Here is a 17,116-nt window from a genome sequence, read left to right on the forward strand (position 1 = left end):
TTCTTTATTTGTTATAAAATCTTTTCAGATAAATTTCGACAAAGGGAGGGAAATATTAACATTAAATAAAATAATATATTCATCTACAAATTAAAAGGGGTGAATATTATGCAACCTTCAGCTCCACCTCATCTAGAATCTACAGAAACTATCTTTTCAAGCTCTATTACAAAACTTGTTGTTTTTATTTGTTGGCTAGCCATTTTAGCTGATGGATATGATTTAGGTATTTACGGTGCCGTTCTACCAAAGCTCCTAGAAGACAAAAGCTGGGCGCTATCACCAGCGCACGCTGGTACAATTGCAAGCTATGCTTTATTTGGGATGTTTATTGGGGCTATTCTAGTTGGAGCGATTACAGATCTAATTGGGCGTAAATGGACGCTTATATGCTGTTTAGCACTTTTTTCTATCACAATGGGTTTAGCGGCTATCGCTTCTTCTCCTGAGTTATTTGGATTATCTCGATTTATAGGAGGAATCGGATTAGGCGGTGTTATCCCAACGGCTTCAGCACTTACTGTTGAATATTCACCAAAAAAAGGCAATCTTTTATTTATGCTCTTATGTTTACTGGCTATCCTTTAGGTATCGTATTAGGTGCTATTTTGTCTATGTTTATGTTAGAAGATTTCGGATGGAGAATTATGTTTGGTATCGGAATGATTCCACTACTCCTCATTCCTTTCATTATTCGCTATTTACCTGAGTCCATTCAATTTTTATTATCACGTAATCGCCAAGAAGAAGTGAACCAAATTCTTAATCGTTTTCAAATTGAATTTCATGTAAAAAATAAAACTCATCAAGCTCCATCTACTATACGAAAGAAAACTGGATTTTTTACTTTATTCTCAAAAGAATACATAAAAGCAACGCTACTTTTTTGGATCACTTATATAATGGGAATGTTTTTAATATACGGTTTAAATACTTGGTTACCACAGATGATGCGCCAGGCGGGATATCCTCTTGGATCTAGTCTGTCTTTTCTACTTATGCTAAATATTACCGCAGCTGTTGGTGCGTTATTCGCTGGAGCAATTGCTGATCGTATAGGCGCAAAAATTGTTATTAGCATCTCTTATCTTATGGCAGCCATATGTATCGGACTATTAACAATCAAGCCATCTGTTACAATCATTTATCTTTTAATTGGCCTTGCTGGTATTGGATCGGTCGGTATTACTCAAATATTAAATGCATATGTAACACAATACTTCCCATCACATATCCGAGCTACCTCCTTAGGCTGGGGACTGGGACTTGGCCGAGTTGGTGCAATTGCTGGCCCTATTCTCGTCGGTATTATTATGACAATGCAATATGACTTAGCATGGAATTTTTACTTATTCTCCTTTGCAGGTCTTATCGCAGCTATATCTGTTTTCTTCGTTCCTACAAAATAAAAAGAGCACAAACTTACTTGTGCTCTTTTTCATATGCTTCAAACAACATGTCTCGAAATAGTGTATTTAAAATTTCAATATCGATCCCTGATCCCTTTTCAATTCCTTTTACATATTGCCCATAGTAATGAATTTGTTCTTCTAAAAATTGATTTAGCACCTTAATTTTCAATCCAACATCTAATTCAGTACCTGCTTTTTTCTTTATTAACAACTTTTCAATCTCATCTAATACACTACGTTCTAATGGTAATTCTGTAATCAATCGATCAAATTCTACAGGTGGTAAAGTTGCTTTCTCTTCTAGCCACTTACAAGCTAAAATAGGACGTAATACATAAAAGTACTTTTTCAGCTTTACATTCTCACCTTGCAAAAATTCACGATAATTTTTCGACGCCATATGTAAATAATGATATATCGTTGCTTTTGGATCAAAATTCTTCTCACTCATCTGTTGAAGTAGTTCTGGAAAATTAGAGTTTTTCAAATAAAAAATTGGTGATCGAATCCACTCAAGTAAAGCTGGGTTCGACTTCGCGAATAGTTGCAACGCCTTTTTAATATCCCAACCGCTTATATCTAAATCATCACTAATTGGATATTCAATTACATCTCGTTTGTCATGAATTGATAAATACCATTCTACCGGATGTATATAAACAAATCTAACATCATAATCGCTATCTTTCGATGGAAACCCCCAAGCACGACTCCCTGATTCCACCGCAAATAAAATTTTCACATCATTCTCTTTTTCAATTCTTTCTAACTCCAACTCGATTTTCTCTCTCATTTCATAACATCTCCATTTTTTGATTATTTCCTTGGAAATTCGACAATACACTATTAATTTTACTACATACTAAAAAAACTGTCAGAAATTACTGACAGCCTAATGAAACTTCTATTGTTGCTTTTCAATTACAGTAGCAGCAATTCGTTCAAACTCTTTTTGAATCTCCTCTTTATATGCATCTACTATTGAAAAATCCATAGCAGCAATATAAATTCGTTCTAATTTATCACGAACCGATTTTGCTTTCGCTAAGAAAGACATTGCCTCATTCATTTTTGCTTTATACTGAATGGAAACATCACGAATTTCCTTCGCATATTTCTCATCAGTCCCTGGCGTAACAATAAGGGCATACATATCAATAATTTCATCACCCTCACGACTTGGAAAATATTCATGCGGTGCGGTGCTATCAAAAATTGCAAAGCCTAATTCTCTTACGATAACCATATCAAGACTATGCGGGTCAAATCCGCAATGATATACTTCAACTTCAAATCCTTTTTCTTCAGCTGCCTTAGCTAACTTTTTGAGCATCGTTGATTTTCCAGAGCCTGGGCGCCCTTTTATAAAATAACGATGTGGTAACCCTTCTGTTAAATTAGGAATAAAGTCAACTGCTCCTTTCGGTGTTGCAGCTCCTAAAAAACGATGTTTTACAAGCGATTGTCTCCCGCTTTTATCTGCAAATAATTTCTGGATTAGCTGATCGGTTAGTTCATTTGCTTTATTAAAATCTATATTATCAATATATATCTTCTCCCACTCATCATGTATAACCAATGCCTCTTTAAAACGTGCGTAAGCAGACTGAAAAGCTTTGCTTGCTTCTGAAACAAATCTTTCAATTTCTAACTTCTGCTTTCTTAGTTTATCTGAGTCCCAAGCAATTCCTAAATTTATATACTCTTCAACAACTCCTGGCATTTTTGGCTCAATAACATGCGGTGATGTCCCATCAACAATTCCTACTTTTAATTGTGGGATAATTACACCATCAACCGATTTATTGTCAGAAGAACAATGTAAAAATTCAATATCATATCCTTTTCCAACCCATTCACGACCTATTGCCTTTATTAAAGAAGATTTTCCCGTTCCTGGGCCACCCTTTAAGATAAATAATCTGTCTAATCCTTTTAAATTCTCTTCGTATAAATTGTGAAATCCCCTAGCTGTATTACCACCAGCATAATAATTCAATACATTTCCTGTCACTGCACTCACTCCTTCGCAGCATTCTATTTACATAAGCTACAATATGCGAGCGGCTTTATTTGGGTGAATACCTATTTTGTATTGCACACAAAAAGGAAATGAATTACAATTTAACTATCAGAAAATTAAGATTTTAAAACTGAATACTTCTTTATCAAGAGAGGCAGAGGGACCGGCCCTTTGAAGCCCAGCAACCTCAGTTTATACGAACTGAATAGGTGCTAATTCCTGCAAAATGCATTGCATTTTGGAAGATAAAACTCAACTAGCATGTAAAGCTCATCTTTCTTGATACTGAAGGATGAGCTTTTTATTATTTGAAAAACATATATTGGAGGTATGTAAAATGAAAGTAATTGATTTATCACAAACATTTGAAAATAATATGTCTCAATTTCCTGGAACACCTAAAATACAACTAGAAGCTGTTACAAGTGTTGAAGAATCAGGCTATCAAGTTACAGATTTTCATTCTGTCGTTCATGTTGGCACGCATTGTGATGCTCCTGCGCATTTTATTTCAGGCGCAACGACCATCGATCAATTACCGCTGGATCAATTTGTAGGTGAAGCTGTTCTTATTGATGTAACTCATGTACAAGAACGAAAACTACCTAAAGAAGTACTGCACGATGCTGATATAAAAGAAGGAGATATTGTTATTTTCCATTCCAATCTATCTACTAAATGGAACACGGAGGCGTATGAGAAAGAAGCTTTTTATCTTTCTGAAGAATTAGCCGAGGAACTAGTACAATTAAAAGTAAAATCTGTCGGTTTAGATTTTATTTCTCCTGATGAGGTAACGACAGAAACATCACCAATTCATCACATACTACTTGGGAATAATATTTATTTAATCGAAAACTTAACAAACTTAGATGCCATTCACACGAAACGTTTCTTCTTCTCAGCAGCACCTTTAAAAATTAAAGATAGCGACGGTGCTTTTGCAAGAGCATTTGCTGTAATTTTTTAAACAAACTATACAAAAAAGCAAAGATCATCATTGACCTTTGCTTCTATTTTTTTTATTTAAATTAAGAAAGAATTGCTCAACATGAGGACGTAACCAAGCTAAATAATCCTTCTCTTTCTTCTTTGTACAAGCTATTTCTTCCCCATCTACCATTTCAACAAGTTCTAGTTCTAACAGTTGCTTCGTGAATGCTAACATATTCACTTCTTCGGATGGATACTCTTCTTTTAATTTCTCCTCAATTTCCCCCAATAAAAAACCGTCACGCATCATTGCCAATGCATCAATCCAAAGTGGCGGCATTTCATATTTTTCTCCTGTAATTGTGTCTTTTACAGTATAATTCTTTTGCTCTTTTCGAAATTGAATCGTGTGTAAACATACAGTCGAATTTAATGTTAATTCCATCATACCACCTCTTTCATAATATCTGCATAGAAAAAAGGATGCGCGTGCACCCCTTCTTATCTTTTCATAACACTACTGAACCGTTACATGAGCAATCAATCTCATGTCGATATTTTCCTCCATTATAAACGAAGTATTTTATAAAAAAAACCCTTCTTGAAACATTTTATAAAATGTTTATATTTACACAACAAGAACACTTTTCTGAAAAATCTTTTCTCAAATACATTAAACGGTCGGCAGAAAAATTTCTACTTTCGTTCCTACTCCTAGACTACTTTGGATCGTGATACTCCCTTGATGTTCCTTAATAATTTTATATGTAATCATTAATCCAAGTCCTGTACCATTCTCCTTTGTTGTGTAAAACGCCTTGCCGATTTTTTCTAACTTCTCATTCTCTATACCGCATCCTTGGTCTTCAACAGAAATACACAAATGTCCTTGCGTTTTTTGATATGCACGGATATGAATTTCTCCACCCTCTGGCATTGATTCTATTCCATTTTTAATGATATTTAATAACACTTGTTTTAATTGCTTATCATCACCGTTTATAGCCGGTAAATTTCCATCTACTTGTAAATTACATTTAACTCTATATTGCGTTGCATAACTTTCCATTAGATGCACAACATATAGAAGGGTGTCTCGTATATTACACCTTTCATAATTTGTTGGCTTTGGTTTCCCTAACAACATCAATTCACTAACAAATCCATTAACCCTTTCAATTTCTTGTAGCATAATGTCGTAGCTCATCGTATCAGTTGGATTTCTTTCTTTTTGCATTTGCGTAAACCCTTTTAACGCTGTTAGTGGATTTCGAATTTCATGGGCAATTGTTGTAGACATAGTCCCAATCACAGCTAAATTTTCCGTCTCTTTCATATTGTTCATCATTTCAACCACTGTTCTTACATAAGATTGAAATCGTTTTAATAAAGAATGTGAAATAATGAAATAAAATACACATAAAACAAGTGGAATTATCACTTTTAAATCTTGTAATAGCAATGTGAAAAATACGTACTTTCCAATTACACTAAAGGAAACTAAATAAAAGTATTTTCTATTCACGAAAACTGGGGCAAATAAAATTAACAACATTTCTACCATACTACCATGTTCAAAAGGTCTATCCGTTCGCAAATAAATCATTAAATTATTAACAAGATTGATAAACATGTATCCAAATAAAAATAAATATTTTACAGAATATACATACCCTCTTTTTTGAAGATATATAGAAATAGGAAATAATGCTATTACAAATATAGGCACACCTATCCCAAGACTACCTTCTGGCCACCCTACCGCTGTTCCACTAATATTCATAGCAGGATATACAAAATAATATATAGCGTCATATAAAAAGAATATAATATAAAATAATAATATAAATACCTTTAAGGCTCTTCTTTCTTCATAAATCAAGCTCTTGTATTTGTTCATATAAAAACTCCCCTTGATCGATACAAAAAACTTTCATTGTTATCTCCTTAAAGTATAAGTATGAAATTGCTTTCAGGGCAATATTTAACCTTATAATACTAAAAGGAAGGAGATCTCTCCTTCCTTTTAGTAACAACTTATATCCAACTTACCCTATCATGTAACAATCCATCAGTAAAATTATTATGCCCTATTACAAAATCCTTCATATATAAATTTAAATACTCACCGTACTTACTTTCTGTATTTAATAACAACTCCTCGACGTAATAAGCACCTTGTTCAAATTGATCTAAAAGTAAACTAGACAAGCCCGCATAAATCCCGCACCCTACCTGAAAATACGTTGCATTCGTTTTATATTTACGAAAAACTTGGCTACTATTCATTACATTATACATATATGTCTCACTATTTTCATAAACGAGTAACACACCGACCAAGTCCTCTCCAGCAACCTCTTCTTCCGCTGGATTAAACACTTTACGATTCCAGTTCCATAAATCTTCTACTTGATCTAAGTTCTGTCTAATTATATTTGTTGTATACTCATTAATTCGGTAAAGAAAACCAACTTCCATATTGAAGTTTTTCCCTAAAATTAATACTTCCTCATGTGGCATTAAACAACCATAGAATTCTTTTTCTCCTAACTTCACTTTATACTCTGAAGCATATACATCTTCATAAAAGTAAAGAGGACGATGATGACTCATATACATAGGATAACTCCAGATTGCTTCATCTAAAAATCGCTCTACTGCCCATGAAGCATAAAGTGTATGTGGCTTTATAAGTGCTGTATCATGCAAAAACGACGTGTCATGTTCTACAATATAACATGCTCTTGGCCTTTCATTTGGTCGTTCCTTCATAAGCTCAACAACCATCCATTGAACAACACCTGGATTCATACCTGAACCTATAATCGCTTTTGTATTTGTAAATTTCTCTTTCTCCTTCTCAAACCTTGTATATCTTTCCGTAAGCTGAAAGCCGATTAAGCTGTCGTCCTGATCTACTGCTTCATTTTCCAAGGCTGAATTAATATAACAAATTCCTAATTCATTACAGCAGCTTAATACTCTAATTGTATCTGCCCCTGAAACATCAATCACAACACTCGTACTTTTTTCTTTTAAATGTTGTTTAAATTCCACTACATTTTGAAGGTTTATCTCATATAAATATAATTGACCTTTCAAATTCGAAAACAACTCATCATAATAAGTCCTATCTTTTTGTTTTATATCCACTAAATGAAATTTGGCATTCTTTAATACTTCATAAATTGGATCTTTTTCATTTGCTATCGCTTGATTTAAAATTGCTAAAACTGCTTTTGCTGCTCCACCAGCACTACCAAGCAATGTAATTGATAACGAATTCGGAAACTGCTCCACAAACAAAACCCCTTTAATAAATTAGTTGAGCAACTCCTCCTCAAAAAATAAATTGAATACATAAAAAGATAGCTCGTACACAATTTTTATAAGTTAGTGCAAAGTTACCTTTTAAAAAATCACACTATACTATGTTTATATTCAATTCATTTTTCCCCTCATCTTCAAATTAAACTAAAACAAATAGGCTCGACCTTTTCTTCTGCATATAAAAGAAAAAGTCAGCCCTTCCAACTAATCTACGGACAATGGACGGATTTTACATGTTGAATATTCACATACATTTTTGCATCACGTGCTTTTGATATTTCAATATGACCTTCATCAATTTTCGCCATTTTTCCAATTTTATTGGACTCCTCACCTAAATCAAACACCATAATTTTCCCAGTCATTTTAATAAGCTGCTCTTCAAATGTTCTAGCTAATGTAATATTTAACGGATTTACGGGGAGTTCATTTTTATTGAGGGCATACGGTACTTGGTTTTCTTTATACGGAATTAACCATTTTAAATGCTTTAAAGATATATATACCGTTTTATAAACCGGACTATAAAAAACAATATAGTCGTTCATCACACTTGTAACATAACCATGTATTGGAGCATTTCCTGCTACATAAACTTCTGTAAAAATCCCTTTAGAAGTACTTAATACTTTTCTCAAAGAAATTGAAGGGGATTCCCTCTTAATTACAGAATCAACATCTGGTTTTAGTATGTCTTCGTCATGTGGTCTTAAAAATTTATAGTATTGTACATGATATAAAGATATATATACATAGTCTTGTCCATTGTAAAGAACAATAATGTCATTTCCTACGTCTATTAATATACCTTTAAACCTTTTTTCACCGATTAATTTAACATATATATTTTCCCCAATACTTTTGTTTAACTCATTCATCTATATCCTCCTTCCTATGAATTTCAGCTTTCCTATCTTTCGTTTCAAAAAAATAATCAGGGCAATGTTCTGTCTTAATAGTAAGTAATTCCTTTTCATACTATCGAAATAAGAAATTGTTCTTCTCTTTCCCTCATAATGCCCCTCTTATTTATTAAACATTATTCATCTTCATTCTTTTTACATTTCACTACTTGACTCACACTCTTAATATGATAATTAATGATATAAATAACTTCATCACCGTTTACTAGCGTAATACATTCTTCATGCACTTCACTTAATAAGCCTTCTACACACTCTGGGCCGCCACGATTAATCTTTACCCACTTATACTTCAAGTCACATAATACATCGACAAAAGTATCATCATCAGAGCAGAAACATGAAACATAGCCGTCGCCACATTTACTTTCTTTCACTTTCTTAACTAGACTTTTCACATGTTTCAATTGGTAATATACTAATTCACCAAGAGGAAGTTGTAATGTAAGGTAATCTCTTCCTAACGATACAAGTACCCCCACTCGACTCTCTGGTCCACGAAGATTTACTTTTACAGTCTCACCGACTAAGCCTTTAATTTGTTCACAGCATAATATACTTTCCAAATTTATATCCTCCTTTCTTATTATCTTCCTCTTCTTGACTGTCTTTGTGCGCGAGCTCGACCTGAATTATTACTTTCACTTTCGCTTTCACTTTCGCTTTCTTCGCTCTCTCTACAAGGTACTGTTACACTCTTAATATGAGATACTGCAACTAATATAACTTCTTCTTTTACAATTAGTGTCACAAATTCACAAGAAACATCTTGTAAAATACCTTCAACTTTCTCTGGGCCACCACGATTAATTTTCACCCAGCAATATTTGAAGCTTTGAAGTAACTTTTCAAAGTCATCTTCACATTCACATTCCAACCATCTGCAATCATCTGCTTTACAATCTTTCGCATTTTTTGTAATACTTTTCAGATGACGAATCTGATAGTAATAGAGCTCTCCTTTTTCATTCTTTAATACAAAGTAATCCGAACATACAGCGACTATTGTCCCTTTTTGAGATTCTGGACCACCCCTGTTTACTCTCACAAAAGATCCAATTAAGTCTTTCAGAAAATCACAATGAAATAAACTCACGAGAAAACCCCTTCCATTAATTTATAAGCTTTTGCACTGATAGTATATGTATCTGTACAGGTTACGTTCTCTATGTTTGTCCTAGCTAGAAAAAAATATGCTTTTAACATGGTAGACTACTACCTATCAAAATTTGAGGAAAGGCTAAGAACTCCTTATGTTTTTGATATCTTCAAACAAAAAATCCCTTATGAATATACATTTCTGCATATCTTCATAAGGGATTTTCCATAGTTTAATCTTCGTCTTTAACATCCATATCTTCTGGAATTGGTTCGTTCAATATTTCTTCCACTAATTGCTTATATTTCTCCATTTGCTCTAAATGTGTATTAAATTGTTCTTTATTTACTAAATATTGCTCTCCATCGAATAGCGCACGAATTTTCTTTTGCTGAATTAACTCTTCAATATACGATTTTGGTAAATTCAAATACTCCGCAGTCTCTTCTACTGTTATATACAATGCGTTCATTCCTTTATTATTTTTTCATCTATACTGTATCTTACTTTATTTTTGTAAACAAATAAAAAAGATTTTGTAAATGCAGTTCAAAAAGCAGGTAGATGCATTCCATATATTGTATAGTATTATATAGTAAGAATTTTTTAAATATAGAATGGTATTACCCATTTACACAAAGGAGAGTTAACATATGGCTACTCGTCACATCATTACAATGTTAGAAAAAACACTACAAGTTGAAACAGAAAACACAATTTCTCATTTGAATGTATCTTTATCTGATCGTTTTCTTTCTCAAAGCACAGCAATACATGAAAACAATTGTTATCATACAATTGGTGAATGGTACAAAAATCATTTCTTATTCCAACAAGATGATTTCCTTTGGGCTAAATATGCCTTCTATGACGCATATTGTGAAGCCATCAAAAAACAAGGTCATCTTACAAAACGTGTTCGCCAAATATTAGAATCATTAGCTCGAATGCATGGAAAACAGTATATTGCTTCTATACTAAATATGCCATTTCCTAATGAACGCGCTAAAGGGACAGCGTAATTTAGCCATGTTCTGCGTAAGCAAAACATAGCTAAATTGTTTTCTAGGATGCTTTACCAATAAAATGTTCATATCATATGAACTGATGAAACCGGTGTCATTATAATGATAGAAAATATAGTAAACAGGAAAACCCCCACGTACATCTCTCATCCATTTGAATAGAGAAATACGTGGGGGTGTACTTGTTCCTTATTATTTCATCATCTGCTTAATCAGTTCGCGATTTCTCTTCTTAAATACTTCATTATGAGAAGAAACCATTCCGTACTCACTTGCATCTGGTTGGATAAATTGTTTTGCTTTATTCACAGCATTTCCCGCATCTTGGAATGCACCTGCAATTAAGTGTAGTTTCCCTTCGTGCTTTAAAATATCTCCAGCAGCATATAATCCATCTACTGAAGACTCACTATTTGCATTACCTGCAATATAATAATTATCTATAATTGCAACGTCTAACTCACTATTTTCTAATAATGTAATGTCGCGTTCATATCCATGATTAATAATAACTTCATCAATAGGTAAATGAGAAACCTCACCTGTTTCATGATTTGTTAATTCTACATATTCGATTGCTTCATGATTATCACCAGCAATTAATTTTGTAATCGATGTATTAAAGAAACACTCCGCTGAGCTGTTCATAAGTTGTTTTACTTGTGCTTCATGACCAGGTAATTCTTCTTTTCTATACGTTACATACACTTTTTTCGCAATTGGTTCCAATTCATTTGCCCAATCAACAGCAGAATTGCCTCCACCGGAAATAATAACTGTTTTACCTTTGAAACGCTTTAAAGATTTAACTGTATAATTTAAATTCGATACTTCAAATCGCTCAGCACCTTCAATAGATAACTTTTGCGGTTTCAATATACCACTTCCTGTTGCGACGATAACTGTTTTTGAAAAGTGTTCTTCCCCAGTACTTGTTTTTAATGTAAAAGTACCATCTTGATTACGAATAATTGATTCCACTTTTGTATCTAATACAACTTCTGGCTTAAATGTTAACCCTTGCTGTACAAGTTGTTCAATTAACTTATCACCTGTAACTGGCAATAGTCCTCCTACATCCCAAATCATTTTTTCCGGATACACATGTATTTTTCCACCTAACTGTGGTTGAAATTCTATTATTTTTGTTTTCATCTCTCTGAGTCCACTATAAAAAGCTGAATAAAGCCCTGCAGGTCCCCCGCCTATCACGGTTACATCAAACAATTCTTCTCTATTCATTAACCTTCACTCCTCAGCTACTAATCATTGATTATCATTCTCAATAAAATATAACCTGTTTCTGCAAAATTTACAATTAAAATTACTATTGACAATACAACTAGATAAAATTATATTATTTAATGAATCAATAGTGATAATCATTATCAATTTGTTAATAATTAGCAAATTTGAGATTACATCTTCTTTTATTAATATGGTTAATACTATATTGTAGAATCTCACATTCAAGATTTTTAATAAACATTTTGCATTACCACTACTCTTTCAAAAAAATTACAGTTAAACAAATTATTGTATACACATATCATCTATGTTAAAGGAGAAAGACGATGAAAAAGTTATTTATTTCACTAACAGTTCTTTTCGTTCTTGTTATGAGTGCTTGTAGCAATGGCTCTACAGACAAAAAGAACGATACAAAAGGTAGTAAATCAGAAACAATTACATACCAATCTGAAAATGGTAAAGTAGAAGTGCCTGCAAATCCAAAACGCGTTGTAGTTTTATCATCATTCGCTGGTAACGTAATGTCATTAGGAGTAAATCTTGTTGGGGTAGATTCATGGTCTAAACAAAACCCACGTTTTGATAGCAAATTGAAAGATGTTGCTGAAGTATCAGATGAAAATGTTGAAAAAATCGCTGAGCTAAACCCAGATTTAATCATTGGTTTATCAAATATTAAAAATGTTGATAAGTTAAAGAAAATCGCTCCTACTGTAACATACACTTACGGAAAAGTTGATTACTTAACACAGCATTTAGAAATCGGTAAGTTATTAAACAAAGAAAAAGAAGCAAAAACTTGGGTTGATGACTTCAAGAAACGTGCACAAGACGCTGGTAAAGAAATTAAAGCAAAAATCGGTGAAGATGCAACAGTTTCTGTTGTAGAAAACTTCAACAAACAGCTTTATGTATACGGCGAAAACTGGGGCCGTGGAACAGAAATTCTGTACCAAGAAATGAAATTAAAAATGCCTGAAAAAGTAAAAGAAAAAGCGTTAAAAGAAGGTTACTACGCATTATCTACTGAGGTATTACCTGAGTTTGCTGGTGATTACTTAATCGTAAGTAAAAACAAAGATACTGATAACTCATTCCAAGAGACAGAATCATATAAAAACATCCCAGCAGTAAAAAATAATCGCGTATATGAAGCAAACATGATGGAATTCTATTTCAATGATCCACTTACATTAGACTTCCAACTAGACTTCTTCAAGAAGAGCTTTCTTGGTAAATAATACAAACATGAGGAATTCTTAATTTAAGAATTCCTCTTCCTTTATTCTATGAACAGAAAAGATGTGAAACGAATGACAAAAGATCATGACAATCCACGTTCTATAGCTTTTACATACAAACTAATTTTAAGCTTAATTGCATTCTTTCTTATTTTTATGGTTGCAATGGTATTAGGTGCTGCAGATACTTCGATAAAAGATGTATGGTCAGCACTCACTTCCTCCGCTAAAGGAGACAAAATATCTATTATTCGAGAAATACGTTTACCACGTGAAGTTGCTGCTATTTTTGTAGGAGCTGGATTAGCCGTTTCTGGAGCAATTATGCAAGGATTAACACGAAATCCACTTGCGGATCCTGGATTATTAGGGCTATCTGGTGGAGCAAATGCTGCGCTTGCACTGACACTTGCTTTCAACCCTTCCATCAGCTATCTTTACTTAACATTAGCTTGCTTTATCGGTGCTGCAATTGGCGCAATTATGGTATTTGGAATTGGTATGGTGAAAAAAGGCGGCCTTTCTCCTCTTCGAATTGTATTAGCGGGTGCTGCAGTTTCAGCATTTCTACTCGCAATTTCAGAAGGAATCGGCATTTACTTTAAAATTTCACAAGATGTATCACTTTGGACTGCTGGTGGCGTAATTGGAACAACTTGGAACCAATTAAAAATTATTATTCCAGTCATTTCAATTAGTATCTTTATCGCTATCTTACTAGCAAAAAAATTGACAGTTCTTAGTTTCAGTGAGGAAGTGGCTATTGGACTAGGTCAAAAAATTATTGTTATTAAAACTATTTTATTTATCATTATTATCTTACTTGCAGGTGCATCTGTAGCGCTTGTCGGAAATATGGCATTTATCGGCTTAATGGTACCTCACATGGTACGCCCAATTGTCGGTCCAGATTACCGATTTGTTATACCGATGTCAGCAATTGCTGGAGCTTCCTTTATGCTACTTGCAGATACAATCGGACGTACTATTAACGCTCCATACGAAACACCAGTTGCGGCAATTGTCGCGATTGTAGGGTTACCATTCTTCCTATTCATTGTACGTAAAGGAGGAAAAACATTCTCATGATGCAATCTATTCTAAGAAAACAGCGTCTCATTATACTCGCTTTACTTATAGTAATCATCACAACCATTGTAGTTGGAATGGGACTTGGTTCAGCATCTTTATCTTATGATCGACTACTCCCAACATTAATGGGACAAGGGACGTTTAAAGAGGAGTTCGTTTTATACTCTTTAAGACTACCTAGAATTGTCATTACATTATTAGCTGGTATGGCTCTCGCTTTATCAGGTGCTATCCTACAAGGAATTACCCGAAATGATTTAGCTGAACCTGGTATTCTCGGTATCAACTCTGGGGCCGGTGTTGCTGTCGCTATTTTCTTTTTATACTTTCCAATAGATGTAGGTTCATTTCTCTACTTACTACCTGTCGTTGGATTTATCGGAGCATTTCTGACAGCTGTTCTAATTTACGTATTTTCATATAGTAAATCAACTGGACTTCAACCAATCCGATTAACATTAACCGGTATCGGTTTTGCATTTGCACTATCTGGAACGATGATTGTCCTTATTTCATCCGCGGATCGTATGAAAGTAGACTTTATTTCAAAATGGATTGCCGGAAATATTTGGGGAGATGACTGGATATTCGTTTTCGCAATGCTCCCATGGTTAATCGTATTCATTCCGTTCGTTTTCTATAAAGCAAATCGATTAAACATTTTAGCATTAAACGAGCCCATCGCAATCGGCGTTGGAATTGAAATTGAAAAAGAACGCAGATACTTATTAGTTGCAGCCGTTGCGCTTGCTGCTGCAGCTGTTTCTGTAACAGGAGGAATTAGCTTTATCGGACTAATGGCTCCTCATATCGCAAAATCTTTAGTAGGTCCGAGACATCAAATTTTCATGCCTATCGCCGTTTTAATCGGCGGATGGCTATTGCTATTAGCAGACACAATCGGACGAAACATCGTTGAGCCTAATGGCATCCCAGCAGGTATTGTCGTTGCTTTAATTGGCGCTCCTTACTTTATGTATTTGTTGCTTAAAAAAGCTTAAAAAACACCCTCAAGATTTCTTGAGGGTGTTTTTGTTTCATTCTACTGCTGCCCATACCCTTCAAACTTCTTCGCCAAATTCTCCATCTCATCTTCTGGCAATAGCTTTGGTTCCCCAATGCTTTTCGTTTGATAATAAATTTGAGCACAAAACTCAATCTCTTCTGCAACAGTAAATGCCATTTTTATATTATTTGCACCTGCAATTAAACCGTGATTTGCAAGTAGCACAGCACGACGATCAATCATGCCTTCAAAAGCAGCCTCTGCTAATTGCTTCGTACCAAATGTTTCATACGGTGCACAGCGCACATTCGGTCCTGCGAAAGCAATTAAATACGACACAGCCGGAAGCTCCCATCCTAATGATGCAATCGTCTTCGCGTAAGGAGAGTGTGTATGCACAAGCGCATTTATATCTTCACGCTTCCTATAGTAAATAAGGTGCATATCTAATTCACTTGATGGTTTTCTCTCTCCTTCTATTACTTCACCATCTAAGTTTAATATAACTACATCTTCAGGCTTTGTTTCATAATACTCTAAACCACTTGGGCTAATCGCAACAAGACCTTGTTCACGATTAAAGATACTAATATTACCGCCCGTTCCCTTTGTTAAACCACTAGAAATCATTTTCTTTCCATACGCTACAATTTCTTCTCTTTCTTTTGGTAATAACATATACATCCCCCTAAGTATGAAGCTTATGATGACTGACTTTTACATTTATCTACTTATTGAAATAGCTTTTTTAAATTCTCCGTAAACGGTGCCTTTACAATCCCTTTTTCTGTAATAATCGCTGTTACATTTTCATGTGGAGTAACATCAAATGCTGGATTATATACTTTACTTTCTTTCGGAGCTGAATATTGTCCGAAGCGATTAATCACTTCAGAAGCATCTCTTTCTTCAATCGGAATTTCTTTTCCTGTCGATGTCTTTAAATCAATTGTCGGCGTTGGTGCCGCTACATAAAACGGAATGTTGTAGTATTTCGCTAAAATAGATACGCCTAATGTTCCAATTTTATTTGCTATATCACCGTTCGCTGCCACACGGTCGCATCCAACAATTACAGCGTCAATCTTCCCTTGTGACATGACCATAGCCGCCATATTATCCGTAATGACAGTAACATCAATTCCCGCTCGCTGTAGTTCTAATGCCGTTAACGTTGACCCTTGTAATCTTGGACGTGTTTCATCCGAAAAGATTTTTAAGTCCCATCCTTTTTCTTTCGCTAAGTACATTGGAGCCGTCGCAGTACCATACTTAGTCGTCGCTAACGCACCAGCATTACAATGTGTTAATACTCCCATTCCATCATGGAATAATGTTAATGCATGTTCTCCAATTTGACGGTTAATTTCTTCATCTTCTCTATGAATCTCTTTTGCCTCTTCTAGTAATCTATTTTTCAGCTGTGAGATTGATAAATGAATATTATCTGTCGCTACACTTTCCATTCTTTCAAGTGCCCAAAATAAATTTACGGCAGTCGGTCTTGATGTCGCCAAGTATGTACATACCTTTCTTACTTCATCCATAAATCCTTCTTCCGTACCTTCAGCAAATTCCTTTATCCCTAAATACACTCCATAAGCTGCTGAAACACCAATCGCTGGTGCACCTCGTACTTTCATTACTTGAATGGCATCCCACACACTTTCAGCTGTTTTAAAAGATTCATAAACAATTTCATTCGGTAATAACGTTTGATCTAACAAAACTAAAGCATCATCTTTCCACTGAATTGGTATTAATTGCTCTTCCATCAT

At 34.3% G+C, this 17,116-nt stretch carries 17 protein-coding genes, 1 pseudogene and 1 riboswitch; of the genes and pseudogenes, 6 read left to right on the top strand and 12 right to left on the bottom strand.

The features are described from left to right. Positions 1-108: 108 nt before the first annotated feature. A pseudogene (locus tag ACTFRY_RS25890) lies at positions 109-1,409 on the top strand (MFS transporter). A 13-nt stretch (positions 1,410-1,422) separates the two neighbouring features. On the opposite strand, the gene ACTFRY_RS25895 reads toward ACTFRY_RS25890, so the two are convergent. Both ACTFRY_RS25895 and ACTFRY_RS25900 read right to left on the bottom strand, forming a co-directional pair. Continuing rightward, positions 1,423-2,205: a nucleotidyltransferase domain-containing protein gene (locus ACTFRY_RS25895; protein WP_098616512.1), complete on the bottom strand. Its 783-nt coding sequence runs from the start codon at positions 2,203-2,205 to the stop codon at positions 1,423-1,425. A gap of 111 nt (positions 2,206-2,316) precedes the next feature. Beyond that, on the bottom strand, positions 2,317-3,426 hold the full coding sequence (locus tag ACTFRY_RS25900; protein WP_098616513.1) for a PRK06851 family protein: 1,110 nt from the start codon (positions 3,424-3,426) through the stop codon (positions 2,317-2,319). 148 nt (positions 3,427-3,574) lie between these two features. Beyond that, positions 3,575-3,687, top strand: a riboswitch (SAM riboswitch). Positions 3,688-3,772: 85 nt separating this feature from the next. Here ACTFRY_RS25900 and ACTFRY_RS25905 point away from each other — a divergent pair. After that, complete coding sequence (locus ACTFRY_RS25905; RefSeq protein WP_000862983.1) at positions 3,773-4,405, top strand: cyclase family protein; 633 nt, start codon at positions 3,773-3,775, stop codon at positions 4,403-4,405. Positions 4,406-4,432: 27 nt separating this feature from the next. Here ACTFRY_RS25905 and ACTFRY_RS25910 read toward each other — a convergent pair whose 3' ends face one another. The 7 genes from ACTFRY_RS25910 to ACTFRY_RS25940 all read right to left on the bottom strand — a co-directional run bounded on the left by ACTFRY_RS25910 (position 4,433) and on the right by ACTFRY_RS25940 (position 10,195). Beyond that, positions 4,433-4,813 (bottom strand): hypothetical protein, encoded by a 381-nt coding sequence (locus tag ACTFRY_RS25910; RefSeq protein ID WP_000424119.1) that lies wholly within the window; start codon positions 4,811-4,813, stop codon positions 4,433-4,435. Positions 4,814-5,041: 228 nt separating this feature from the next. Further along, complete coding sequence (locus tag ACTFRY_RS25915; protein WP_001046106.1) at positions 5,042-6,268, bottom strand: ATP-binding protein; 1,227 nt, start codon at positions 6,266-6,268, stop codon at positions 5,042-5,044. A 137-nt stretch (positions 6,269-6,405) separates the two neighbouring features. Then, on the bottom strand, positions 6,406-7,671 hold the full coding sequence (locus ACTFRY_RS25920; RefSeq protein ID WP_000434721.1) for a hypothetical protein: 1,266 nt from the start codon (positions 7,669-7,671) through the stop codon (positions 6,406-6,408). A gap of 239 nt (positions 7,672-7,910) precedes the next feature. Then, positions 7,911-8,579, bottom strand: a complete 669-nt coding sequence (locus ACTFRY_RS25925; protein WP_001004268.1) for a hypothetical protein — start codon at positions 8,577-8,579, stop codon at positions 7,911-7,913. 161 nt (positions 8,580-8,740) lie between these two features. Continuing rightward, positions 8,741-9,190 (bottom strand): hypothetical protein, encoded by a 450-nt coding sequence (locus ACTFRY_RS25930; RefSeq protein ID WP_000443835.1) that lies wholly within the window; start codon positions 9,188-9,190, stop codon positions 8,741-8,743. Between the two features lie 20 nt (positions 9,191-9,210). Next, positions 9,211-9,720: a hypothetical protein gene (locus ACTFRY_RS25935; RefSeq protein WP_000051534.1), complete on the bottom strand. Its 510-nt coding sequence runs from the start codon at positions 9,718-9,720 to the stop codon at positions 9,211-9,213. Positions 9,721-9,955: 235 nt separating this feature from the next. Continuing rightward, positions 9,956-10,195: a helix-turn-helix domain-containing protein gene (locus ACTFRY_RS25940; RefSeq protein WP_001998970.1), complete on the bottom strand. Its 240-nt coding sequence runs from the start codon at positions 10,193-10,195 to the stop codon at positions 9,956-9,958. A gap of 181 nt (positions 10,196-10,376) precedes the next feature. Here ACTFRY_RS25940 and ACTFRY_RS25945 point away from each other — a divergent pair, with 181 nt between their 5' ends. Beyond that, a complete protein-coding gene (locus tag ACTFRY_RS25945) occupies positions 10,377-10,745 on the top strand; it encodes a hypothetical protein (RefSeq protein WP_000235475.1) in 369 nt (122 codons plus the stop codon). A gap of 195 nt (positions 10,746-10,940) precedes the next feature. Here the strand turns inward: ACTFRY_RS25945 and ACTFRY_RS25950 are convergent, their stop codons facing one another. Next, entirely contained in the window at positions 10,941-11,990 is a 1,050-nt protein-coding gene (locus tag ACTFRY_RS25950) for an NAD(P)/FAD-dependent oxidoreductase (protein WP_098616514.1), read from the bottom strand. Between the two features lie 332 nt (positions 11,991-12,322). Between ACTFRY_RS25950 and ACTFRY_RS25955 the strand changes: the two genes are divergently transcribed. From ACTFRY_RS25955 to ACTFRY_RS25965, 3 genes are read left to right on the top strand one after another with little or no spacing between them, the layout of a single operon-like run. Continuing rightward, a complete protein-coding gene (locus tag ACTFRY_RS25955) occupies positions 12,323-13,240 on the top strand; it encodes an iron-hydroxamate ABC transporter substrate-binding protein (RefSeq protein ID WP_000732587.1) in 918 nt (305 codons plus the stop codon). A 48-nt stretch (positions 13,241-13,288) separates the two neighbouring features. Continuing rightward, positions 13,289-14,329, top strand: coding sequence for a FecCD family ABC transporter permease (locus ACTFRY_RS25960; RefSeq protein WP_001998969.1), 1,041 nt, complete (start codon positions 13,289-13,291; stop codon positions 14,327-14,329). Next, a complete protein-coding gene (locus ACTFRY_RS25965) occupies positions 14,326-15,333 on the top strand; it encodes a FecCD family ABC transporter permease (protein ID WP_098616515.1) in 1,008 nt (335 codons plus the stop codon). Before ACTFRY_RS25960 ends, ACTFRY_RS25965 begins: the two co-directional genes overlap by 4 nt. 41 nt (positions 15,334-15,374) lie before the next feature. On the opposite strand, the gene ACTFRY_RS25970 is transcribed toward ACTFRY_RS25965, so the two are convergent. Both ACTFRY_RS25970 and mtnA read right to left on the bottom strand, forming a co-directional pair. Further along, positions 15,375-16,016 (bottom strand): L-fuculose-phosphate aldolase, encoded by a 642-nt coding sequence (locus ACTFRY_RS25970; RefSeq protein ID WP_000926291.1) that lies wholly within the window; start codon positions 16,014-16,016, stop codon positions 15,375-15,377. Positions 16,017-16,069: 53 nt separating this feature from the next. Continuing rightward, complete coding sequence (gene mtnA / locus ACTFRY_RS25975; RefSeq protein WP_001998967.1) at positions 16,070-17,116, bottom strand: S-methyl-5-thioribose-1-phosphate isomerase; 1,047 nt, start codon at positions 17,114-17,116, stop codon at positions 16,070-16,072.

Origin of the sequence: Bacillus cereus group sp. MYBK195-1 (assembly GCF_051916605.1) — a bacterium.
GTDB classification, from domain to species: Bacteria; Bacillota; Bacilli; order Bacillales; family Bacillaceae_G; genus Bacillus_A; species Bacillus_A cereus.